The 22,714-nt window shown below is 63.4% G+C and carries 19 protein-coding genes; 3 read left to right on the top strand and 16 right to left on the bottom strand.

Annotated features, from left to right (window positions below; translation table 11 throughout):
• Nucleotides 1-88 precede the first annotated feature (88 nt).
• The 8 genes from narI to AWC27_RS00680 all read right to left on the bottom strand — a co-directional run bounded on the left by narI (nt 89) and on the right by AWC27_RS00680 (nt 10,830).
• Nucleotides 89-832, bottom strand: coding sequence for a respiratory nitrate reductase subunit gamma (gene narI, locus AWC27_RS00715; RefSeq protein ID WP_085668542.1), 744 nt, complete (start codon nt 830-832; stop codon nt 89-91).
• Nucleotides 829-1,515, bottom strand: a complete 687-nt coding sequence (gene narJ / locus AWC27_RS00710; RefSeq protein ID WP_085668540.1) for a nitrate reductase molybdenum cofactor assembly chaperone — start codon at nt 1,513-1,515, stop codon at nt 829-831. The genes narI and narJ overlap by 4 nt, the downstream gene beginning before the upstream one ends.
• On the bottom strand, nt 1,512-3,110 hold the full coding sequence (narH, locus tag AWC27_RS00705) for a nitrate reductase subunit beta (RefSeq protein WP_085668807.1): 1,599 nt from the start codon (nt 3,108-3,110) through the stop codon (nt 1,512-1,514). The genes narJ and narH overlap by 4 nt, the downstream gene beginning before the upstream one ends.
• Nucleotides 3,111-3,121: 11 nt before the next feature.
• Complete coding sequence (locus AWC27_RS00700) at nt 3,122-6,796, bottom strand: nitrate reductase subunit alpha (RefSeq protein ID WP_169726683.1); 3,675 nt, start codon at nt 6,794-6,796, stop codon at nt 3,122-3,124.
• A 285-nt stretch (nt 6,797-7,081) separates the two neighbouring features.
• Nucleotides 7,082-7,918 (bottom strand): SDR family NAD(P)-dependent oxidoreductase, encoded by an 837-nt coding sequence (locus AWC27_RS00695; protein WP_085668538.1) that lies wholly within the window; start codon nt 7,916-7,918, stop codon nt 7,082-7,084.
• Nucleotides 7,919-7,929: 11 nt separating this feature from the next.
• Nucleotides 7,930-8,769 carry a mycofactocin-coupled SDR family oxidoreductase gene (locus AWC27_RS00690; protein ID WP_085668536.1) on the bottom strand — a complete coding sequence of 280 codons (840 nt, stop codon included), beginning with the start codon at nt 8,767-8,769 and terminating at the stop codon, nt 7,930-7,932.
• Between the two features lie 20 nt (nt 8,770-8,789).
• Nucleotides 8,790-9,992 carry a cytochrome P450 gene (locus AWC27_RS00685; protein ID WP_085668534.1) on the bottom strand — a complete coding sequence of 401 codons (1,203 nt, stop codon included), beginning with the start codon at nt 9,990-9,992 and terminating at the stop codon, nt 8,790-8,792.
• A gap of 184 nt (nt 9,993-10,176) precedes the next feature.
• Nucleotides 10,177-10,830, bottom strand: a complete 654-nt coding sequence (locus tag AWC27_RS00680; protein ID WP_085668532.1) for a TetR/AcrR family transcriptional regulator — start codon at nt 10,828-10,830, stop codon at nt 10,177-10,179.
• Nucleotides 10,831-11,006: 176 nt separating this feature from the next.
• On the opposite strand from AWC27_RS00680, the gene AWC27_RS00675 reads away from it, so the two are divergent.
• Nucleotides 11,007-12,182, top strand: a complete 1,176-nt coding sequence (locus tag AWC27_RS00675) for an acyl-CoA dehydrogenase family protein (protein WP_085668530.1) — start codon at nt 11,007-11,009, stop codon at nt 12,180-12,182.
• 81 nt (nt 12,183-12,263) lie between these two features.
• Here AWC27_RS00675 and AWC27_RS00670 read toward each other — a convergent pair whose 3' ends face one another.
• From AWC27_RS00670 to AWC27_RS00640, 7 genes are read right to left on the bottom strand one after another with little or no spacing between them, the layout of a single operon-like run.
• Nucleotides 12,264-13,049, bottom strand: a complete 786-nt coding sequence (locus tag AWC27_RS00670; RefSeq protein ID WP_085668528.1) for an acyl-CoA dehydrogenase family protein — start codon at nt 13,047-13,049, stop codon at nt 12,264-12,266.
• A 3-nt stretch (nt 13,050-13,052) separates the two neighbouring features.
• Nucleotides 13,053-14,141, bottom strand: coding sequence for an acyl-CoA dehydrogenase family protein (locus AWC27_RS00665; protein WP_085668527.1), 1,089 nt, complete (start codon nt 14,139-14,141; stop codon nt 13,053-13,055).
• Entirely contained in the window at nt 14,138-14,557 is a 420-nt protein-coding gene (locus AWC27_RS00660) for a nuclear transport factor 2 family protein (protein ID WP_085668525.1), read from the bottom strand. The genes AWC27_RS00665 and AWC27_RS00660 overlap by 4 nt, the downstream gene beginning before the upstream one ends.
• Nucleotides 14,541-15,761, bottom strand: a complete 1,221-nt coding sequence (locus tag AWC27_RS00655; protein WP_085668523.1) for a metal-dependent hydrolase family protein — start codon at nt 15,759-15,761, stop codon at nt 14,541-14,543. The genes AWC27_RS00660 and AWC27_RS00655 overlap by 17 nt, the downstream gene beginning before the upstream one ends.
• A gap of 3 nt (nt 15,762-15,764) precedes the next feature.
• Nucleotides 15,765-16,100: a hypothetical protein gene (locus AWC27_RS00650; RefSeq protein ID WP_085668521.1), complete on the bottom strand. Its 336-nt coding sequence runs from the start codon at nt 16,098-16,100 to the stop codon at nt 15,765-15,767.
• Complete coding sequence (locus AWC27_RS00645; protein WP_085668519.1) at nt 16,084-17,361, bottom strand: aromatic ring-hydroxylating oxygenase subunit alpha; 1,278 nt, start codon at nt 17,359-17,361, stop codon at nt 16,084-16,086. Before AWC27_RS00645 ends, AWC27_RS00650 begins: the two co-directional genes overlap by 17 nt.
• Before the next feature lie 4 nt (nt 17,362-17,365).
• Entirely contained in the window at nt 17,366-17,899 is a 534-nt protein-coding gene (locus tag AWC27_RS00640; protein WP_085668517.1) for a carboxymuconolactone decarboxylase family protein, read from the bottom strand.
• Nucleotides 17,900-18,209: 310 nt separating this feature from the next.
• On the opposite strand from AWC27_RS00640, the gene AWC27_RS00635 reads away from it, so the two are divergent.
• Both AWC27_RS00635 and AWC27_RS00630 read left to right on the top strand, forming a co-directional pair.
• Complete coding sequence (locus tag AWC27_RS00635; protein ID WP_085668516.1) at nt 18,210-19,508, top strand: amidohydrolase family protein; 1,299 nt, start codon at nt 18,210-18,212, stop codon at nt 19,506-19,508.
• Between the two features lie 95 nt (nt 19,509-19,603).
• Entirely contained in the window at nt 19,604-20,782 is a 1,179-nt protein-coding gene (locus AWC27_RS00630; protein WP_085668514.1) for an acyl-CoA dehydrogenase family protein, read from the top strand.
• On the opposite strand, the gene AWC27_RS00625 is transcribed toward AWC27_RS00630, so the two are convergent.
• Nucleotides 20,779-22,671 carry a PPE family protein gene (locus AWC27_RS00625; protein ID WP_085668512.1) on the bottom strand — a complete coding sequence of 631 codons (1,893 nt, stop codon included), beginning with the start codon at nt 22,669-22,671 and terminating at the stop codon, nt 20,779-20,781. The two genes, AWC27_RS00630 and AWC27_RS00625, sit on opposite strands and share 4 nt — an antisense overlap.
• Nucleotides 22,672-22,714 lie beyond the last annotated feature (43 nt).

Genomic DNA, 22,714 nt, shown 5'->3' with positions numbered 1-22,714 from the left:
TTGCCGCAACGCTTCCCGTGATGACCTATGTGCTACAACCTGATCACAAACGCGATTTGCGGCCGGTGAGCTGTCGGTGCCCGGCTTGTTACACCCAGCGGCTGCGAGCCGGGGGCGCTTCGGGCGCTGCCCACGCTCTCGCGTATCGGTTGCCGGATGCCTTCTGCGGATCCCGGCTGCGGTAGACGAGATCCGGACGCGTCAGGTATCCGATCGGCGCACTGAACATGTGGACCAGCCGGGTGTAAGGCCAAATGCCAAGCAGGACTAGCACGATCAACGCATGCAGCTGAAACGTCCACGGCGCCTCAGCCATCAAATCCACCGCCGGATGCAGCGAAAACAAGCTGCGGAACCACGGCGAAACCGTATCGCGGTAGTTGTAGCGGGCGAACACGTTGGTCAGCGTATTGAGCATCCCGGTCGCCAGCGCGCCCACCAATAGCAGGTACATCAGCTTGTCGCTGCGCGATGTCGCCTGACGCACCGCCGGCACCGTAATACGCCGGTAAAGCAGGATTCCCAGGCCGGCGACGACGGCGAAACCCGCAAGTGAGCCCATCGTCACGGCCACCAAATGGTAAGTGGTCTCAGTGATTCCGACCGCAGCCGTCAACTGTTGCGGGACGAGCAGACCCACCACGTGGCCACCGAACACGCCGAGCAAGCCGAAGTGGAACAGCGGGCTGCCCAGGCGCAGCAGGCGGCTTTCGTGTACCTGCGAAGAGCGCGTGGTCCAGCCGAACTGATCGGTCCGGTAGCGCCAGATATGCCCCAGCACAAACGATGTGAGCGCAATGTAGGGAGCGATCATCCACAGCAGGCCGGTCATCGACGGCCGCCGGCGGTGAGCGGATCCATCGCGAACGGTTCCAGGCCGACGTCCTCGTCGGGCGGGCCTTGTGCGGCCAACTCGGCAATCCGCCGGCGGTCCGCGGTGCTGATCGGCGGCAGCGTGGACAAGACAACGGCCAGCACATCGGCGTAACACGATCCACTGTCTACCAGCGAGAGCCGCAACAGCTCGAGAACCGGGACATGCTCGCCGAGCAACCGCCGTCCCTGCGAATAGTCGATCGTGGCGGCGAATTCGAGAACCAGCGGCAGGTAATCGGGTAGTTCGCCATCGCCCAGCTGTATCCCGGCCTGGCGGTAGGCGTGCTTGAACCGCAGCAACGCCATGCCCCGCTTACGGGTGTCGCCATATGCGTAGTAGGTCAGGTGCAGCGTGGCGCGGCGGCGCATGTCGAAGGTCTCGACGTAGCGGGCCGCGAGCTGTAGCGGATCCGCGCTGCGGATTTCATCAAGGAAGCCCAGCAATGGCGCGCCCACCGATACGGGCAGTTCCGTTGCCGCAGCAATGAGTTGACCGACCATTGCAAGCGTCTGCGCCGCGGGGTAGTCCAGCAGCAGCGCGGCGATGCGCCACACCAGTCGTTGGTCGCGCTCGGCTGGGCCGATGGTATCGATCGAGCGTTTGCGGTTGCGGTTGCGGTTGCGGGCAAGCGTATTCATTTGGTAGGCACCAGCCCGTCGGTGCTCTTGCCGTCCCAATTGAGCAAATTGCGGCCGCCGGCATGGCCGCCCGTGCCGGAATGGCCGCCGTCGCCGTTGCCATTGGTGAGATGGAACCTATCTGCCATGGCATCGAAGGCCGTCATCCCGGGCCCGCCATCGGCGTCCAGGCTGCATCCGGTGGCCAGCGCGTCGAGTCGGTGCGCGTCCGAACCCGCGCCGTTGGGGATCACATACCGGTCGGCGTACTTAGCGATCGCCAGCAGCCGGTACATCGATTCGATCTCTTCGCCACGCAGCCGCACCGACGCCGGGATAGTGTCGTCGAATTCCTCGCCCAGGTTGGCCGCCCGCATGTACGACCGCATAGCCGCAAGCCGTTGCAGCGCAAGGCGTACCGGTCGCACGTCGCCCGCGGTGAACAGCTCTGCCAGATATTCGATCGGCACCCGCAGCGCGTCGATGGCGCCGAACAAGTTGTTCTTGTTCTCGCCGTCGTGGCCCGTCTTGGCCAGCACATCGACAACGGGTGACAACGGCGGGATGTACCAGACCATGGGCATAGTGCGGTACTCAGGGTGCAGCGGCAGCGCCAGCTGATAGTCGACGATGAGCCGGTACACCGGCGAATTCTGTGCTGCCTCAATCCATTCGGTGGAGATCCCGGCGCGCTCAGCCTCGGCGACCACTCGTGGGTCGTGGGGGTTGAGAAAGACGCCCAGCTGCGCGGGATACAGGTCCTGCTCGTCTTGAACCGAGGCCGCCGCTGTAACGGCATCGGCGTCGTACAGCAGCACCCCGATGTAGCGCAGCCGCCCGACGCACGTCTCCGAGCACACCGTCGGAATGCCCACCTCCACACGCGGGTAGCAGAACGTGCACTTCTCGGCCTTGCCGGTCTTGTGATTGAAGTAGATCTTCTTGTAGGGGCAGCCGGTCACGCATTGCCGCCAGCCGCGACACCGGTCCTGATCGACGAGCACGATGCCGTCCTCGCTGCGCTTGTAAATCGCGCCGGACGGGCACGAGGCGGCGCAGGCGGGATTGAGGCAGTGCTCGCAGATCCGTGGCAGATAGAACATGAACGTCTGCTCGAACTCGAGCTTCACCTTGTCAGACACCCTGGCCAGCAATGGATCCCGGCCCACCTGCTCGGGGCCGCCGCCGAGGTCGTCATCCCAGTTGGCGCCCCAGGTCACCTTCGTGTCCTGTCCGGTGATCAGCGACTTGGGGCGGGCCACCGGTGTGGTGTCCATCGCCGGTGCGGCAAGCAGGTTCTCGTAGTCGTAGGTCCACGGGTCGTAGTAGTCCGACACCGTCGGCAGGTCCGGATTGGCGAAGATGTTCAACAGCCGGCGCAACTTCGACCCGGATTTCAGCGTCAGCTTGCCGCGCTTGTTGAGCGTCCAGCCGCCCTTCCACTTCTCCTGATTCTGGTAGCCGCGTGGATATCCCTGTCCGGGACGGGTTTCCACGTTGTTGAACCAGGCGTACTCCATGCCGCCGCGGTTGGTCCAGGCCTGTTTACAGGTCACGCTGCAGGTGTGGCAGCCGATGCACTTGTCGAGGTTCATCACCATCGCGAGTTGAGCCATGACTCTCATCGTCAGTACTCCACTTCCTGCGAGCGTCGCCTGATCGTGGTGACCTCGTCACGCTGGTTTCCGGTGGGGCCGTGGTAGTTCAGAGCGAAGGACTGCTGGGCGTAGCCACCGATCAAGTGGGACGGCTTGATCATGATCCGGGTCAACGCGTTGTGGATACCGCCGCGCTTGCCGGTCTTCTCGGTACGAGGCACGTCCACCGCCTTGTCCTGGGCGTGGTACATGAACACCAGGCCTTCGGGCATCCGGTGGCTGACGATCGCCCGCGCATTGACCACACCGTTGCGGTTGGTGCATTCGATCCAGTCGTTGTCCTTGACGCCGATTTTCGCCGCGTCGACGTCGGACATCCAAATCGCCTGCCCGCCACGGGAAAGTGTGAGCATGTACAAGTTGTCCTGGTATGCGGAGTGGATCGACCATTTGGAATGCGGTGTCAAGTAGCGCACCGTAATGGAGTGGTCGCCGCCGCTGGTATCGCCAACCGCGGGCTCGTTGAACAGCGCCGTCATGTCCAGCGGCGGCCGGAATATCGGCAACTGCTCGCCGAGTTCGCTCATCCAGTCGTGATCGAGGTAGAAGTGCTGACGGCCGGTCAGTGTGTGCCAGGGCTTGAGCCGTTCGGTGTTGATCGTGAACGGTGAATAACGCCGGCCTCCGGTCTCCGAACCGGACCACTCCGGTGAGGTGTTTACCGGAACCGGGCGAGACTGCGTATCGGCAAAGCTGATTCGCCGCCCTTCGTTCTCCTTCGCGAGGTCGGCCAGCTCAATGCCGGTGCGACGCTGCAGCGCCTCGAAACCCTCGACGGCCAGGCGACCGTTCGTCGTTCCGGACAACGCCAGGATCGCCTCGGCGGCGTGAATGTCCTTGGTCAGCAGGGGTCGTCCCGCGGCCACGCCGGACAGTGCCGTCCCGTTGACGCCGCGCAGATACTCGACCTCCGCCTCGGGATGCGTGGTGACTCCCTTGACGGTGAGGCCAACCGTTTCGACCATCGGTCCCAGTGCCGCCATTTTCTCGGCGATCGCCGGGTAGTCGCGTTCGACCACCACCAGTCGCGGCATGGTCCTGCCCGGAATCGGGTCGCATTCGCCGGCTTTCCAGTCCAGCACTCGTCCGCCCGGTTGCGCGGTGGCGTCGGCGCTGTCGTGTTGCAATGGCACGGCAACGATGTCTTTGCGCTTGCCCAGGTGTTTTTCGGCCAGCCAGGAAAAGCCGCGGGCGATCCGGTGGAATGCCTCGAAGTCGGTCTTGGTTTCCCAAGGCGGCGAGATGGCCGGCGAGAAAGCGTGTACGAACGGGTGCATGTCGGTGCTGGACAGATCGTGCTTCTCATACCAAGTGGCGGCGGGAAGGGCGATGTCGGAAAACAGTGTGGTGCTGGTGTTGCGGAAATCCAGCGATAGCAATAGATCCAGCTTGCCTGCCGGTGCCTCGTCACGCCAGCGCACCTCTTGCGGACGCACCGCGTCCACATCGCGGGCCGCGACGTTGGAATCGGTGCCCAGCAGATGTTTGAGGAAGTACTCGTTGCCCTTCGCCGACGACCCCAGCAGGTTGGAGCGCCAGACCGTAAGGCAGCGCGGGAAGTTCTCCGGGGCGTCCGGATCCTCGCACGCGAACGAAAGGTGGCCGGATTTCAGCCCATCCACGACGTGTGCCGGTGCATCCTTGCCCAGCCGATCGGCCTCGTCGGCGAGATCCAGCGGGTTGCGGTTGAACGTCGGATAGCTCGGCATCCAGCCCAGCCGGCTGGCCAGCGCGATGTTGTCGGCCGCGGTGCGACCGGCGAACCGGCCCTCGGCCAGCGGGGAGGCCATCACCTCCGATGTGAACGGGTCATAGCGCCACTGGTCGGTCGACAGGTACCAGAACACCGTGCCCTGCATCTGCCGCGGGGGCCGCTGCCAATCCAACCCGAAAGCCAGCGTCGACCATCCAGTTACCGGTCGGCACTTCTCCTGGCCGACGTAATGTGCCCAGCCGCCGCCGTTTACACCCTGACAACCGGTCAGCATCACCAGCGTGAGAAATGAGCGATATATCTGGTCGGAGTGAAACCAGTGGTTGGTGCCCGCGCCCATCAGGATCATCGACCGGCCCCGGGAGCGCTGCGCGTTGTCGGCGAATTCCCGCGCGATCCGTTCGGCAGCCTGGGCGGGGACCCCGGTGATGTGTTCCTGCCAGGCCGGGGTGTACGGCTGGCCAGCGTCGTCATAGCCGGCCGGCCACTCGCCGGACAGGCCGTCGCGGTGCACGCCGTACTGGGCGAGCAGCAGATCGAAGACCGTCGTGACTCGTTGGCCCGCAATGATTCTCGTCGGCACGCCGCGAGCCAGGACGCCCGGGCGGTCACCGTCGAACCGGGGCAGTTGCACCGCCGTCACATCGCTGTCGGGGCCGTGCAGGGTCAGCAACGGGTCCACACCGTGCAGGTCGAGGTTCCAGTTGCCCTCGCCGGATGCGGTGAACCGGTGTCCCAGTGAGCCGTTCGGTACCACCGGATTGCCGTGAGCGTCGAGCAGCACCGTCTTGGATGCCGCGCCTTCGCCGCTGTCGCCGAGATCGGTTGCGGTGAGGAACTTTCCGGGCAGGCATTGCCCGTCGCGCTCGGTCAGCGTCACCAGGAACGGCAGGTCGGTGTACTTCTTCACATAGTCGGTGAAGTAGGGAGTCGTGCGTTCGACGAAGAATTCCTTGAGGATCACGTGGCCCATCGACATCGCCAGCGCGGCGTCGGTACCCGGCCGGGCGGGCAGCCACTCGTCGGCGAACTTCGTATTGTCGGCATAGTCAGGTGAGACCACGACGACCTTCTGGCCGCGGTAGCGGGCCTCGGTCATGTAGTGCGCATCGGGTGTGCGGGTGACCGGGACGTTGGAGCCCCACATGATCAGATAGCCGGCATCGAACCAGTCGGCCGATTCCGGGACGTCGGTCTGGTCACCGAAGACCTGGGGCGATGCCACCGGCAGGTCGGCGTACCAGTCGTAGAACGACAGCATCGACCCGCCCAGCAACGAAATGAACCGGGCCCCAACGGCATGACTGACCATCGACATGGCCGGGATCGGCGAGAAACCCGCCACCCGATCCGGGCCGTACCGTTTGATGGTGTGCACGTGCGCGGCTGCCGCGATCTCGGCGGCCTCCCACCACTCGGCGCGAACAAAGCCGCCCTTGCCGCGCGCGGCCTTGTAGCGGCGGGACTTCACCGGGTCGTCGACGATGTCGGCCCAGGCCAGCACCGGATCGTTGAGCCGGGCTTTGGCCTCGCGATAGTACTCCAGCAGAATGCCGCGCACGTACGGATAGCGCACCCGCGCAGGCGAATACGTGTACCAGGAGAACGAGGCACCGCGAGGGCAGCCGCGCGGTTCGTATTCCGGCTTGTCGGCGCCGACCGATGGGTAGTCGGTCTGCTGGGACTCCCAGGTGATGACGCCATCCTTGACGTAGATCTTCCACGAGCACGAGCCGGTGCAGTTGACGCCGTGAGTGGAGCGGACAACCTTGTCGTGTGCCCAGCGATCCCGGTAAAAATCGTCGGCCGATCTGCCCCCGATCTTGTGCAGCGCGCGGTGGTCCGCGGAGATTTCGCCGCGATGAAAATATTTGCCGAATCCGAGCAGGGCGTCGGCGGCGGTCTGCCGATTCTGGTTCAGATCGACCACGATGCCTCCTCCGCGAACAACAGCGTCGTGCTGTGATTCATCGAGGGTAGGGCAGGTTTTTGGGCCGGCAAAAATACTCACCGACGGCCCGTGGCGATAGTGCGATTGCTTTAACACCCGGGTCACATTGCGGCTTGTGCGCCCCTCACATCACGTTGCCGTGCAACCGCGAAAAGCGCTGCTGGACGCTTTGGCCGGCGGATTGAAACGGCAACAGTCCGCAACAGTCGACGCCCAGTGTCACATCGCCGAATTGAGCTTTTTTCTTCTCGTTAACACGCGTTATCAATGGCTCCAGCCTTCGGCGGCCTGCTCGTCGAAGGCACGGTCGATGCGTTCGAACCTGCGCCGGACCGACGCGCGCGCGGCTTCGTGCGGAAGGACGTAAAGGCGGTTGGCCAGGATGGCGTCCGCCGTCAACCGGGCGATGTCGTCGACCCTGAGGCTGTCGTCCTGTGCCGGCAGGGAACCGACCGTCCCGGTCACGTCTGGGGTGGACGCCAGGCCGTAGTCGGCTCCGCGGATTCGTTCCGAGTTGGACACCAGCTTGGTTTCGACGACCATCGGGCAGAGCACTGAAACGCCGATGCCGTTGTCCTTGACCTCCCGGGCGAGCGTCTCGGCCAGACCGACGACGCCGTACTTGGCAACGCCGTAAGCGCCGAGTCCGGCGTTGGGGACCAGCCCGGCAAACGACGCGGTGAATGCGATGTGGCCGCCGGTGCCCTGTTCGAGCAGCCGGGGCAGGAACGCTTCGACGGCATGGATGTTGCCCCACAAGTCGATATCGATCACCCAGCGCCAGTCGTCGTTGGTCATCTCCGCGATGGGACCCGCCACCACGATGCCGGCGTTGCTGAATACCACGTCGACCTGGCCGAGCAGCCGGAAGGCTTCGTCGGCCAAGTGAACGACCTCGTCGAGATGCCGAACGTCGCACATGATGCCGTGCGCTTCGAACCCGTCGTTGCGCAGCCGCGTCACGGCCTGTTCCAAATTGGGTTTATCGACATCGGCGAGCACGAGTTTGGCGCCGCGGCGGGCGAATTCGAGTGCGGTAGCAAAGCCGATACCACTCGCGCCGCCGGTGATGACCGCCCCGCGTCCGTCAAATGCGTCCATAAGACGCAACGCTACTTAAGGCAGCTCCCCGCGTCGACGGGCAGGGTGACACCGGTGACATATCGCGATTCGTCAGAGGCGAAGAACAGCACCGCGTTGCTGATGTCCTCGGCGTCCACCCACGGAACCGGCAGGGTGTGGAACATCTGACAGATCGGGGCCATGTCGTCGGGGCCTGGATTCTCCAGATCCGGGCGGAACAGTTTCCAGGTTCCCTCGTTCATGATCATCCCGGTGCTCACGTGTGTCGGATGCACCGAGTTGACCCGAATCATGTGCTGCCCCAATTCGACTGCGAACGAGCGCATGATCCCCACCACGCCATGCTTGGCCGCGACATAGTTGCCGCAATGCGGGTAGGCCTTGAGCCCGCCCACCGAACTGGTCAAGATGATCGAACCGCCGTTCTTAGCCGCGATCATATGGGGCACACCAGCTTTCACTGTTTTCCATACGCCGGACAGGTTCACGTCGATCATTTCCTGCCAGTCGTGTTCGGTGCACTTGTCCAGGGTGTCGCCGCCGTTGCCGATGCCGGCGTTGGCGACGATGATGTCCAACCGGCCCAACTGTTCGACGCCGGCATCGACCGCGGACTTCAGCGCGTCGTAATCACGCACGTCGACTTCGGCGGTGAAGATACGGCGGTTGAGGCCCTTGACCAGATCGGCGGTCTCGGCCAGATCCTCCGGTGTCGCGGGGGGAATCGGACTGTTCTGCACGACGCGCTTGCAGACATCGACGGCGATGATGTCGGCGCCCTCCTGCGCCAACCGCACCGCGTGGCTACGGCCCTGGCCGTGCGCCGCCCCGGTAATGAAGGCGACTTTGCCTTCCACTCGACCCGTCATGTTCCTCCTCTTAACGTGGCTCAGCCCAGAACGGCCGGCATGGTCTCCCAGCCCCGCACGGTCGACGTCGGGGAGAGCTTGGCGTGGGTGAGGTCGACGTCCCACTCCGGAAAGCGCTTCAGGATTTCCTCGAGCGCGATCCGGCCTTCGAGACGGGCCAGCGCCGAGCCCAGACAGTAGTGGGTGCCGACACTGAAGGTCAGGTGCTGGCGTGGCTCGCGCCGAATGTCGAAAACGTCACCGTCCGGCGGGAATTGGCGGTGATCGCGGTTGGCGGCCCCGATGAGCATCATCATGATGCTGCCCTGCGGCACCCGCTGGCCGTAGTACTCGACGTCGCGGGTGACATACCGCGCCACGTGCGGAGCCGGCGGCTCGAACCGCAGCAGTTCCTCGACGGCCTGCGGAATCAAGGACGGGTCCTGCGCTAGGGTTCGACGCTGATCCGGGTGCTCGGCCAAAACCTTTCCGGCCCAGCCGATCAGGCGGGTTGTGGTCTCGTTGCCGGCCCCGGAGACGACGGTGACATAGGTAAGAAGTTCGTCCCGGGTGAGCCGGCGAACAATTCCGGTCTCGTCGGTGAACTCGACGTTGAGCAGCTCGGTCATGATGTCGTCGGAGGGGTGTTCGGCGCGCCAGTCGATGTACTGGCCGAAGAATTCGCCGTTCAGCATGCTTTCGGGTGTGGTGTTCATCGGCTTGCCGGCCTCGGTGCGCATCTGCGCGTTCGCGAAATCCCGTGCGGCTTCCTGGTCTTCCTCGGGAACCCCGAGCAGCATGCCGATCACCCGCATCGGCATCTGTGCCCCGAGGTCGGTCACGAAATCGAATCCATCGGCGCCGATCAGCGGATCCAGACTGCGAGCACAGAATTCACGGATTTGCGGCTCGAGTTGGCCGATCTTGCGCGGAGTGAACATGCGCGACAACAGCTTACGGTGGATGTCGTGGATCGGCGGGTCCTCGAAAATGAGCACGCCCGGCGGCATCTCGATGTTCGCCCGGATGATCTCCAGGATCGCGCCCCTGGCCGAACTGAACGTCTGGTAGTCGACGATCCCGGCGTCGACATCGCCGTATCGGCTCAGAGCGTAGAAATCGTGCTGTTCGTTGTAGTACAGCGGCGCCTCTTCGCGCAGCCGCCGGAACATCGGGTACGGGTCGGCGTTGAGCGTGACGTCGTAGGGGTCGAAGTAGACGTCGCTGGCTGCGCTGACTGTCACGGGTTATCGCCTCTCGCCGGAACCGTGCCGCAACTGAACTCTGTCATCACCCACCAACGAGTGTCAACGCAAAATCCGTTTTGGCTATTTGCAGTTCTTATTATCTGAGAATAGCGTTCTCATACCGGCGACCGCGTGCGATATTCGCTCAATAGGTGAGGTGAGGACTACCGGGCGCTCCGGCTCAGGTGTTGGCGAATCCGCGTGAGCAGAAGTCCCACACCTCGTCGGCGGTGATGGGATGGGTGGTTGCGTCATCGGCGCCGCCGCTGGATTGTGCGATGAACATGACGGTCTGCATGGTCATCGCCGCAATCCGCTTGGGATTGACCTCCGGGCGCAGTTCGCCGGCGTCGCTGGCGGCTTCCATGAGCTCGGTGAGCAACGCGAGCAGCGGCGCGTGTGCGGTCTTGACCTCGGCCGGATGGGTGACCAGCAGTCGTGGCGCAAAGTCGGTGAAGAGCGGCCGCTTGGCCGTGGGGTCGGGCCGGGAAGCCTCATAGAGCAGTTCGACGGCAACCTTCAGCCGCCCCAGGGGATCGGCGTGGTTTTCGGTAGCCGCCCGAATCTGGTCGGCTGAGCGGCTCAGCGCGTCCTCGAACAACGCCAAGAGTAGCTCGTGTTTACCGTCGAACTGCAGGTAGAAGCTTCGCAGCGACTGGCGGGAGCGGTCCACGACCTCCTGGACGGTAAAGTCCGTGCTGCCTTTCTCGATGATGATGGCCTGCGCTGCGTCCAAGAAGCGCTGAACGCGCTGCGCGGCCCGCAATTTCGCGGTCTTGATGGACCGTTCGACGGCGCGCTGCTTCCAGGCCGGCTCTTCGCTCGGATTGGTCACGGGCGGCTCAGGTGATTGCCGCGAGGAGAGAACATGGTTGCAATGTACCGGAGAACGCCGTGCCATCGCTGCGCTCGACCTCCTCACGGGCCTCGTTTTGGAGATTGTAACTTCCTCACTGCGAGAATACTATTCTCTTACGCGCATGTTTAGGAAGCGGATTTGAAAGAGTAACCGTGCAGCTGACGTTCGACGCCGATGTCGAGGCGTTCCGCGCCGAATTCGTCGCCTTTCTCGACGAACACCTTCCCGCCGAGGCCGACGGGATCGCTCGGCCCCGGTCGTGCTCCCACGTGCCGGAGTGGGCGGCGCGCTGGCAGCGACTGTTGTTCGACAATGGCTGGCTACTGCCCGGCAACCCGCCAGAATTCGGCGGCCGCAACGCCACGCTGTTACAGCAGTACGTGCATGCCGACGAGATGGCCCGACGCCGGATCTACCGCAGCTTCAACCCGCAGGGCGTGGGCATCATCGCCGCATCCCTGTTGTCGTTTGGAACTGCCGAGCAGAAGCAGCGCTGGGCGGTGCCGATCCTGCGTGCCGAGATCACAGCTTCGCTCGGCATGAGTGAACCCGGCGCGGGCTCGGATCTGGCGTCGCTGAAAACGCGGGCGGTGCCCGACGGCGATGACTTCGTGGTGAACGGACAGAAGGTATGGACGTCCGGCGCGCATGACGCGGACGTGTTGCTGACCTTTGTGCGCACCGACCCCAGCGCGCCAAAACACAAGGGCATCAGTGTCTTTATGATCCGGACGGACACACCAGGTGTGGTGCGACGGCCCTTCGCGTCGGTGTGCGACCACAATGACATCGAATTCAATGAAGTATTTTTCACCGACGCGCGGGTGCCGGCCGAGAATTTGATCGGCGAGCTCAACGGCGGCTGGCGGGTGGCGACCGGGTCGCTCGGCCATGAACGCGCCATGTTGTGGATGGACTACGCCAACCTGTTGGATGAAATGACAATCGATTACCGGCCGCGCGGTCAGTTGGACCGAGATCGCTTCGCCACGCTGGTGATGGATGCGCGGGCGATGCAGTTGTTGGGCTCTGCGGCAATGGCCAAGGCCGCGCGAGGCGAAGAAGACGTGCCCGCGCAATCGGTGCTTAAGCTGCTCGGCTCCGAGGCGTTGCAGCGCGCCTCGGAAGAGGCGCTGAACGCCAGGGGCGCCGACGGACTCGTGCATCCAGCCATGACGGCGCCGTTTTCCCCACTGAACCTCGATGACCACTACGGCAGTTGGTTCGACCGGTACGCACGCAGCTTTGCCGGCACCATCGCGGGCGGAACCTCGGAGATTCAGCGCAATATCATCGCCGAGCGGATACTCGGGCTGCCGCGCGGCTAGCGCCCGTGACCCTCTCGCCGCCGACTGTGAACCTCACGACGGCTCACCGGCGTGTCGCGTCGTGAGATGTACACTCGGGCGCTAAAGGTCGACCAGCCGGGGTGCAGACCCGTTGCTGCTCAGGATGATTCCCGCTTCGCGGGTGAGTTCACGGGCACTGCCCAGTAGCCCGTCCAACAGCAACGACCGCTTGATGTGGTGATGCAGTGGGTGTTCGGCGGTGAAGCCGATGCCGCCGAACACCTGTTGGCAGTGCCGTGCGGTGGTCAGCGCCGCCTGGCCTGCTGCGGCTTTGGCCAACAGGCAGCTCAACACATCGGAATCCGTGGCGGCCGCCACGGTGGCCTCCGCCCCTTCGATCGCGACGAGTGCTTCGGCCAATCGGTGCCGGACCGCCTGGAACGATGCGATGGGCCGGCCGAATTGGATTCGGTCCAGCGCGTGCTGGCGCGCCAGGGACAGCATGGCGCGACTTGTGCCGACCAGCCACCAGCCCAGCGACCGTCGCCCCGCTTCGAGCGGCACCGGATCACCTTGCGGCACTCGATGAATCGGTAACGCTTCGTCCAGCGCCGAGGTGGTCTGGCCGGTGCGCTCCCACACCACCCAGGAGCCGCCGGCATACGGAAGCGGGATGGTGGCGCCCACCTGGCGCGCCGACCGCAGTACGACGTCATTGAGCACAGGTGCGTGTGCGCCGGTCTCACCCAACAGTCGGAACACCAAAGGGATTGCTGTGTCCGGTATTTCGTCGAGCATATCCCGCCAGCCGAGATCGGCCAGGGCTGCGTCGAGCTTTGCGCCGGACGCCGCATACATGGTGGTGCGCAGCGAATCGGCCAGCATGCGCAACGCCTCGGGGTCCATGGCTCACTCCTTCCCGAGGTCGAGCAGCCGGCGGGCGATGATGTTGCGCTGAACTTCGGCGGTACCGCCGTAGATGGTCGCCGCGCGCGAGTACAGATACTCCGACCGCCACGGCGTCTCGTCGAGTTCGAGCGCTCCGGGCAGCAGGTCGTGCACGGTGTCATAGAGCCGCTGTTCGGCCGTGGCCAACAGCACCTTGTCGATGGAGGTCTCCGGACCCAGGCGCGCGCCTTCTTCGAAGCGGTGCTGGGTGGCACGCGAGCGGCACCGCAGTGTGTGCAGGGCGAGATATGCTGCGCCGAGGTCAGATTCGTCGGGTTCACGCGCCTGGGCGATCAGTTCATCCAAGCGCGAGTACAGGTATGCGATCCGCTGCCAGAAACACGTCGAACGCTCATAAGGGAGCAGGTCCATCGCCAGCCGCCAGCCATCGCCGGGCTTGCCGAGCATCCGGCTGGACGGGATCATCACATCGTCGTAGTACACCTCGCAGAATTCGTCGACTCCATGCATGGTGCGCAGCGGGCGAATCGTGATACCAGGTGTGTCCAGATCGACGAAAAACGCAGTGATGCCGTCATGTCCGGGCCCGGTGCGGGTGAGCAGAACGCACCGGGTGCAGAACTGCGCATAGCTGGTCCAGACCTTCTGCCCGTTGACAATCCAATCCCCGCCATGGGGTTCTGCTCGGGTGGACAACGATGCCAGGTCGCTGCCCGATCCCGATTCGGAGAAGCCTTGACACCATTGCTCGCGACCGCTGAGCAGCCGTGGCACCATCTCGACGGCCAGTTCCTTTGGGGCGTAGTCGATCATGGTGGGTGCGAGCACCTCGACCATCGAGTACGGACCGGGCTCGGCGAGGCGGCGGCCGACGACTTCTTCGCCGACGATCGCACGTAACAGCGCCGAGCCACCTAATCCGCCGACCTCGACCGGCCAGCCATAACGCATCCACCCGGCTTCATACAGCGCGCCGTGCACCCTGGCCAGCTGCTGCATGTGGCCTTGTAGCGAGTGGTCCGGTCCGGGAGTCAGATCATTGTCGTCGAGCCAGGCGCGTAAGTCGGCCCGGAACTTCTCGACATTCACGGGGCGGGGCGGCCAACTGCGTGCGGTCGCCCTGAATCGTGCACGCCGCTGCGCCGAATGAACGTCATGGCACGGGTTTTCAGCCGCCAGCCATCAGCGGTGCGGGAGTAGGTGTCGCGGTAGTAGCCGATCCGCATGTCATGCGTGGCGTGCTCGATGAAGCACAGCGGTTGGGTGCCGCTGGCCGAATCGCCGTCGAGTTCGACGACCGCGGTTCCGGTGAGAAACAACCCTTTCGGGGCGGCGGCCACCAATTCCGGGAAGCGGTCCAGGCGGTAGGTGTCGCCGAATGCGCTGTAGGTTCCGTCCGGGGTGAAGACACCGATCAGGCCCTCGATGTCTTCTTGAGTGATGGTTACCGCGTAGCGGGCGAGCAGCTGCTGGATCTCGACGAGGTCGTCAGTTCTGGTTGGCATAAACCTTGCCCCCTTTCATGACAAAGCTCACTTTCTGCGTGACAGCGATGTCCTCCAACGGATTTCCCGGCACCGCTATGACATCGGCGAGCTGGCCTTCGGCGAGTCGTCCCCGGTCGGTGGCATTGATCAGCTCCGCAGCGGTCACCGTGGCCGCCCGCAACACCGCCGCCGGCGGCAGGCCCCAATTGACCAGTGTGACAAGCTCATCGGCGTTGCGTCCGTGTGGAATGGCCGGAGCATCGGTACCGACGGCGATTTTCACACCGGCCTCGTAGGCAGCCAGTATCGATGTGCGCGCCTTCGGGAACATTTCGGCGGCCTTGGCCTGCAACTCGGGCGGCGCGTGGGAGATGTCCATGGCATCGCCGTCGGCGAGGCGGCGCGTGGACACCAGGAAGGTGCCGTGTTCGACCAGCATCGCGATCGCGTCGTCGTCGATCAGGAAACCGTGCTCGATGCAGTCGATGCCGGCTTGCACCGCGTGCCTGACCGCGTCGGCGCCGTGGGTGTGCGCGGCGACGCGCAGTCCACGCCGGTGCGCCTCGTCGACGATCGCGCGCAGCTCCTCGTCCGAATAGTGTTGTGCACCAGGGGGCCCCGTCAATGACATGACACCACCCGAGCAGCACACCTTGATCAGTTCGGCGCCGTGCTTGATCTGGTAGCGGACGGCGCGGCGAATCTCATCGACGCCATTGGCTATGCCCTCTTCGATGGTCAGGTCCAGCACGTGGGGTGCGAAGGCGGCGAACATGGTCGGATCCAGATGCCCGCCGGTGGGCGTAATCGCATGTCCGGCAGGCACAATCCGGGGCCCGTCGATCCAGCCGGCGTCGATGGCTTTGCCCAGTGCCACGTCGAGCAGATAGCCCCCGGTCTTGACGAACAGCCCGAGATTGCGGACCGTGGTGAACCCGGCGCGCAACGTGCGGCGCGCGTTGCCGACGGCACGCAACACGCGCGTTGGCGGGTCGTCCTGTACCTGGGACAGTCCCGGCTTCTCGCCACGCCCGCCCATGAGGAGGTTGACCTCCATGTCCATCAGCCCGGGCAGCAGGATCTGGTCGCCGAGGTCGATCAGCTCACCTTCGGCCGCGCCGCCCACACCGACGATCCGGTCGCCTTCGATCCGCAGCAAGCCCGGCCGGACGATCTCGCCGGCATCGACGTCGAGCAGCCCGGCGGCCTTGAGCGTCAACACCTCTCAGATCACCGGCTCCCTGACCAGCTCCACCCAGGCCGCCCCGCTGTCGGGCACTCGCGGTTGTTTCCACGCCTCGATCGGGAACGACACCATGATCAGCGATTGCATTAGATGCATAAGGGTTTGTGCGTCCTCGGGCAGATCGTTCAATGGGTACTTGTCACAGTAGGCGATTACGTCGTTCATCAGCGGGAATGCCGCGTCGTAGAACGCCTGCATTTCGGCCATCGAGGAGGCCAGCCGCTTGGCGTAGCGCTCGGGTTCAGTGGCCAGGTCCCAATCGAGATAGGGCTGCAGCGCCTCGAATCCGCTGGGCAACTTATTTGGTGTGGCCATTGCTCGCGAACTCCCTCACATAGTCGCCGGTCACTTTGTGCAGATGCCGGAGCAGGATTTCCTGGTCACAGAGCAGAAAGTCGCTGACCACCCTGGTGCCGATCATGGTCTGGGTGGCCTCCAGCGTGTTGGCGTCCTGCAGCGCGTATTCCTTGAAAGTCACCGCGGCCAGCTCTTGGGCCAAGCGTTCCCGAGCGTTTCGCGGCGGAACGAAATACAGGCTCGACTCGAAGATGTGCCGGTCAACCGAAGTCGGCCAATAGTGATAGGTCAGATACCAGCCGGGCTCCCAGATCAGCAGCATGAAGTTCGGGAAGAAGTGCCACGAATCAACGCCCCACTGCTTGGCTTTCGCCGGATTCACACCAGGAGGCAATTCACCCAGCCCTGCGATATCGGGCTTGTCCCAGGGGCCGAAGAGTCCGCTGCGCAGCACCTGGTCCATGGGCTTGACCATGTTCAGGTCCGCGGGTGGCGCCTGCCCACCCCAGGTGGAGATCATCCCGTGCGGGCTCGCCAGTTCGTAGTGCAGCGCCTCGAAGCCGTACTTCTGTATCTTGGCGGCCTCTTCCTTGGTGTACTGCCCCTGGTGCAGCACCGGTGCGTGGTAGAACTCGGCGAATGCGTCGATGAACAGCTTCCAGTTGCTGCCGACGTCGGCCCGATACGAGTAGACCTCCGTCATCTCGTGGAACGGGTAGCCCTCGATGCCCTTGGCCAGTGCTCCCAGGTAGTCGACGAGCGGCTTCGCGGTTTGGTCAAAGTTGATGAAGATGAACCCTTCCCACACTTCGCAGCGCACCGACACCAGGCCGTAGTCGCTCTTGTCGACGTTGAAGAACTCGTCTTCCTGCTGGATGAAGGTCAGCTCACCGTCGAGGTTGTAGCGCCAGGCGTGGTACTTGCAGGTGAACTGCCGGCACGTGCCGGAGGTCTCCTCGTGTGGATAGTCGTTCCACACCAGCTTGTTTCCGCGGTGCCGGCACACGTTATGGAACGCCTTGACCGAGCCGTCCTTGGTTTTGACGATGATCACCGACATGCCTTTGCCGGCCGACGGCAGCTCCTTGGTGAAGTAGCTGCCGGTGCGCGGCAATCGTTCGACGCGGCCGACGTTGAGCCAGGTCCGTTTGAAGATCGCGTCACGCTCGGCGGCGAAGAACGCCGGATCGATCGAATCAGTGTAATCGACTGGCGTGGTGCCTAATTCGGGATAGTTCTCTGTCCAGCTCCCCGCGGCCGGCTTGGTGAAGTGGGGCAAAGTTCTACCTTTCTACTTCTACGCCAAAGGTGTTGAAGGCCATGGCCAGCAGCGTGTAGCAGCCGACCGTGAAGATGTAGTCCATCCGCTGGCGCTCATCGAGGCGCTCGCCGAGCGCGGCCCAGGTTTCGTCGGAAAGTTCAGATTTCTCGTCGAGCTCGTCCACCCCGGCGATGACGGAGCGGTCGAACTCGTCGAAGGGGCTGTCGGCTACGCCGGGCCGACGCACTGCGTCGATCTCCTCATCGCTGACTCCCGCCCGTTTGGCCAGGGTCACGTGATGTGTCCATTCGTAGTCGCACTGGCGACGATGAGCGACCCGTAGGACGGCGAGTTCGCGAACGCGATCCGGCAGCGTCGACGCGAACAAGTAAGTGTTGAAGCCGAGGAAGGCCTTGGCCAGTGCGGGGTGATGAGCGAACGTCGACAGCGCGTTGCCGGCGTCGCGGGGGTTGCGGCGCTCGGCTGGCAGCATGCCGGCCAGCGAACGCTGGACGGTCTCGTCCCAGCGGTCGGCAGGCAGGGGCGGCAGGCGCATCCGGCGCTCCCTTCTCAAAAGTGAGAATAAGATTCTCATTTGTAACCAATAGACTTGCACGAATCCATCGTCCGGTCAATGCTGACGCGTGGCGATCGGCTTTGCCGTCTACGGCTTTGGCGCGCGAAATTTCCCGTTGGCGCGCGACGGCGGGTAAAAGGCCATGTCGTTGCGCCCTAGGTGCCCGCTCAGCGCCGCGCGCACCCGGCCTGGATGTTGATTCTCACTTGGCGAGAAGATAGTTTTCACATTAGGGAGCTTGACGGATGCGGTACCAGCCGTGCGCACTCACTGGAGAGGGAACCGGCAAATGAACAAAGAGGACATGATCCTGATCAGCGTCGACGACCACACCGTCGAACCGCCGAACATGTTCAAGAACCACCTGCCGTCCAAGTACCTGGACGACGCACCGCGACTGGTGCACAACCCCGACGGCTCGGACATGTGGAAGTTCCGCGACACGGTCATCCCGAACGTCGCCCTCAACGCGGTGGCCGGTCGGCCCAAGGAGGAGTACGGCATCGAGCCCACAGGTCTGGATGAGATTCGGCCCGGTTGCTACAACGTCGACGAGCGCATCAAGGACATGAACGCCGGCGGCATCTTGGCCTCGATCTGCTTCCCGTCCTTCCCCGGTTTTGCCGCGAGGCTGTTCGCCACGGACGATCACGATTTCTCCATAGCGCTGGTGCAGGCCTACAACGACTGGCACATCGAAGAATGGTGCGGGGCGTACCCGGCGCGGTTCATCCCGATGGCAATACCGGTGATCTGGGATGCCGAGGCGTGTGCCGCCGAGGTGCGCCGTGTCGCGAAAAAGGGTGTGCACGCGCTGACCTTCACTGAGAACCCAGCCGCGATGGGATACCCCAGCTTTCACAACGAATACTGGAATCCGCTGTGGAAAGCCTTGTGCGACACCAACACCGTGATGAACATCCACATCGGATCCTCCGGGCGGCTGGCGATCACCGCACCCGATGCGCCAATGGATGTGATGATCACGCTGCAGCCGATGAACATCGTGCAGGCCGCCGCCGACCTGCTGTGGTCGCGCCCGATCAAGGAATATCCCGACCTCAAGATCGCCCTGTCGGAGGGCGGAACGGGATGGATCCCGTACTTCCTCGAGCGCGCCGACCGGACCTACGAGATGCACTCGACGTGGACGCATCAGAACTTCGGCGACAAGCTGCCCTCCGACGTATTCCGCGACCACTTCCTCACCTGCTTCATCAGCGACAAGGTGGGCGTCGCGCTGCGCAACATGATCGGTATCGACAACATCTGCTGGGAAGCCGACTACCCGCACAGTGACTCGATGTGGCCCGGCGCACCCGAGGAACTCTGGGACGTGTTGTCGGTGAACAACGTGCCCGACAACGAAATCAAGAAGATGACCTACCAGAACGCGATGAACTGGTACTCGTTCGACCCGTTCACTCACATCACTGTCGAGCAGGCGAGCGTTGGCGCGCTGCGTAAGGCAGCCGAGGGACACGACGTGTCCATCCGGGCGCTCAGTCACCATAAGGAGGAGCGGGCAGGTTCGTCCTTCGCGGACTTTGCGGCCAACGCGAAAGAACTCACCGGCAACAAGGATTGAGGCGCCCGGGGTTGCGTCGAGATTGCGCTCAGGGTTGTGATTTTCGGCGATCCACGACCAACACGGCAATCTCGGCGCGAACAAGGAGCGGCTGAATGAATTTCGAGCTGACCGAAGACCAGCAGCTGATTCGCCGGTCGGTCGCGGAGCTGGCGCGCAAGTTCGACGACCACTACTGGATGGAAAAAGACCAGGCGCACGAGTTTCCAACCGAGTTCTATGACGCCATCGCACAGGGTGGCTGGCTGGGCATGACGATTCCGGTCGAGTACGGCGGCCACGGCCTGGGCATCACCGAAGCCACGATTCTGCTCGAAGAGGTAGCCAGATCCGGTGGCGCGATGAACGCCGCGAGCTCGATTCACTTGTCCATCTTCGGCATGCAACCGGTGGTGGTGCACGGCTCCGACGAACTCAAGGCGCGCACGTTGCCCAGCGTCGCGACCGGCGAGGTGCACGTGTGCTTCGGGGTGACCGAACCCGGCGCAGGACTTGACACTTCGCGCATTACCACATTCGCCAAGCGCGACGGCGACCGCTACATCGTCAACGGTCGCAAGGTGTGGATTTCCAAGGCGATGGAGTCGGACAAGATACTGCTGCTGACGCGCACGGAGGCGCTCGACTCCGTCGAGAAAAGAGGCACGAAGAAGACCGATGGGATGACGCTGTTCCTCACCGATCTAGATCGCAGCCGCGTTGATATCCGCCCGATCCGCAAGATGGGCCGCAATGCCGTCAGCTCCAACGAGTTGTTCATCGACAACCTCGAGATTCCAGTCGCCGATCGAATTGGCGAGGAGGGCAAGGGCTTTCAGTACATCCTCGATGGCTTGAACCCAGAACGGATGCTGATCGCCGCCGAGGCGCTGGGCATCGGCAGGGTAGCGCTGGACCGGGCGGTGAAGTACGCCAATGAACGCGAGGTGTTCGGGCGGCCGATCGGCATGAACCAGGGCATCCAGTTCCCGCTGGCCGATTCATTGGCCCGGCTGGATGCAGCCGAGCTGATGTTGCGCAAGGCCACCTGGCTCTACGACAACGGAAAACCCTGTGGGCGAGAAGCGAATACGGCCAAATATTTGTGCGCCGATGCCGGCTTTGCCGCCGCAGACCGAGCGTTGCAGACCCACGGGGGCATGGGCTACGCAGAGGAATACCACGTGACGCGTTACTTCCGCGAGGCCCGGCTGATGAAGATCGCGCCGGTCAGCCAGGAGATGATCCTCAACTTCCTCGGGTCGCACGCACTTAAACTGCCCAGGAGCTATTAGCGAAAGAAACCGGACTGCAGAGTTCCGGTGTTGAAACCGCCCGAGCTGAGCGTGGACGAGTTTGACACACCCGACGTGCCGAAAACGATGTTGTTGGCCGAGTTGCCGATGCCAGTAGTGCGGTTGCCCGTATTGCCGATGCCGATGTTGGCGAAACCGGAGTTATTGATACCGGCAGTGGAGGCGCCCGAGTTATTGATGCCGGAGTTGAAGCCGTTGGTGCCCGCATTGAAGAAGCCAGAGTTGAAGCTGCTGGTATTGGTGTTGAAGAAGCCCGAGTTGTTCGTGCCGGCATTGCCGAAGCCCGAGTTTGGGCCTACCGGACCCAGGTTTGCGACTCCTGTGCTCAGGTTTGTCGAGTTGAGGAAGCCCGTATTGATGTCGCCCGAGTTGCCGAATCCGGTGTTGATAGAGCCGGCATTACCGAAGCCAGTGTTGGTGCTTCCCGAGTTTCCAAAGCCCGTATTTTGGGCGCCCCCATTGCCGAAGCCCGCGTTTGCATTGCCGGCGTTCGCGATGCCTGCGTTCGCATTGCCCGCATTGCCAAGTCCCGTGTTGAAGTTGCCCGCGTTCCCGTAGCCCGTGTTGAGGTTGCCCGCGTTCCCGAAGCCCGTGTTGGTGAAGCCCGCGTTCCCGACGCCCCAGTTTGTGCCGCCCGCGTTCCAAAAGCCAGTGTTGGTGGCCCCTGAGTTTGCGAAGCCGGAGTTGCCGTTACCCGAGTTGAAGAAGCCCACATTGTTATTGCCGGAGTTGAAGAAGCCGATGTTATTGCTTCCCGAGTTACCGAAGCCAATGTTGTTAGCGCCCGTGTTCAGCGCACCGATCCCGACCTGATTGTTACCGGTGAGTCCGAAGCCCACGTTGTTGTTGCCGAGGTTCCCAAAACCCACGTTGTTGCTGCCCAGGTTCCCGGCGCCGACGTTGAAGTTGCCGGAATTTCCGCTGCCAAAGTTTGTGCTGCCGTTGTTACCGCCGCCGATGTTCGCAGGTCCGATATTGCCGCCGCCAAAGTTTGCCGCGCCGATGTTTCCGAAGCCAATGTTGCCGTTGCCGAAGTTTCCGGAGCCGAAGTTCCGGGCGCCGTTGTTGCCATCGCCGAAACTTCCGGAACCGATATTTCCGCTGCCGAGGTTTTGTGAACCGCTGTTGCCGCTACCGATGTTGATGCCGCCCTTGTTGCCGCTACCGATGTTGGCGTTGCCGACGTTGCCGCTGCCCAGGTTGGCGTTCCCGGTGTTGCCGCTGCCCAGGTTGGCGTTGCCTATGTTGCCGGCGCCCACGTTGGTAGCACCGGTGTTCCCGATCGCATCGGCGGGGTTGGCCGCTGCCGCGCTGACGGCGCTCGTCTGGCCCGGCAGGCCGAGCAACCCCTGCAGCGCCTGTTGCCAAGATTGCAACTGCGCCGCCGCGGCTGACGCCCCGCCGTGATATCCCACCATTGCCGCCACATCTGCGGCCCACATCTGCTCGTACATGGCCTCGGCAGCAGCAATCGCCGGGGCGTTTTGGCCGAACAGATTCGACAACACCAACTGCACGAACACATTGCGGTTGGCTGCCACCGCCAAGGGGTGGATCATCGCAGCCCGAGCCGACTCGAATGCACTTGCCACTGCTTTCGCCTGGCCCGCGGCTCCCGCCGCCCGCGCCGCCGTCGCACTCAGCCAGCCCGCATAAGAGGTCGCAGCCCTCGCCATCGCTGCCGACGCCGGGCCCTGCCACGCCTGCCCGGCCAGACCTGACGTCACCGTTTCGAATGAGGTTGCTGCCCAGCCTAATTCGCTCGCCAGTCCATCCCATGCGGCTGATGCCGCCAGCATTGGCCCAGAACCGGCGCCAGAGAACATCCGCAAAGAATTGATCTCAGGCGGCAATACCGAAAAATTCATGGCATTTGTCCTTTTTCGAGCTGATCTAAGTAACTGGGGCCTG

Origin of the sequence: Mycobacterium szulgai (assembly GCF_002116635.1) — a bacterium.
GTDB classification, from domain to species: domain Bacteria; phylum Actinomycetota; class Actinomycetes; order Mycobacteriales; family Mycobacteriaceae; genus Mycobacterium; species Mycobacterium szulgai.
The sequence above is the reverse complement of the archived record's forward strand: the minus strand, read 5'-3'. Positions and strand labels throughout refer to the sequence as shown.

Excerpts from the sequence above, each read along its gene's own strand:
- AWC27_RS00670 (WP_085668528.1), bottom strand. The coding sequence starts at position 13,049 with ATGGACCCCGAGGCGTTGCGCATGCTGGCCGATTCGCTGCGCACCACC.
- AWC27_RS00635 (WP_085668516.1), top strand. The coding sequence starts at position 18,210 with ATGAACAAAGAGGACATGATCCTGATCAGCGTCGACGACCACACCGTC.
- AWC27_RS00650 (WP_085668521.1), bottom strand. The coding sequence starts at position 16,100 with ATGGCCACACCAAATAAGTTGCCCAGCGGATTCGAGGCGCTGCAGCCC.
- AWC27_RS00660 (WP_085668525.1), bottom strand. The coding sequence starts at position 14,557 with ATGCCAACCAGAACTGACGACCTCGTCGAGATCCAGCAGCTGCTCGCC.
- AWC27_RS00695 (WP_085668538.1), bottom strand. The coding sequence starts at position 7,918 with ATGGACGCATTTGACGGACGCGGGGCGGTCATCACCGGCGGCGCGAGT.
- AWC27_RS00630 (WP_085668514.1), top strand. The coding sequence starts at position 19,604 with ATGAATTTCGAGCTGACCGAAGACCAGCAGCTGATTCGCCGGTCGGTC.
- narI (WP_085668542.1), bottom strand. The coding sequence starts at position 832 with ATGACCGGCCTGCTGTGGATGATCGCTCCCTACATTGCGCTCACATCG.
- narH (WP_085668807.1), bottom strand. The coding sequence starts at position 3,110 with ATGGCTCAACTCGCGATGGTGATGAACCTCGACAAGTGCATCGGCTGC.
- narJ (WP_085668540.1), bottom strand. The coding sequence starts at position 1,515 with ATGAATACGCTTGCCCGCAACCGCAACCGCAACCGCAAACGCTCGATC.
- AWC27_RS00640 (WP_085668517.1), bottom strand. The coding sequence starts at position 17,899 with ATGCGCCTGCCGCCCCTGCCTGCCGACCGCTGGGACGAGACCGTCCAG.
- AWC27_RS00690 (WP_085668536.1), bottom strand. The coding sequence starts at position 8,769 with ATGACGGGTCGAGTGGAAGGCAAAGTCGCCTTCATTACCGGGGCGGCG.
- AWC27_RS00625 (WP_085668512.1), bottom strand. The coding sequence starts at position 22,671 with ATGAATTTTTCGGTATTGCCGCCTGAGATCAATTCTTTGCGGATGTTC.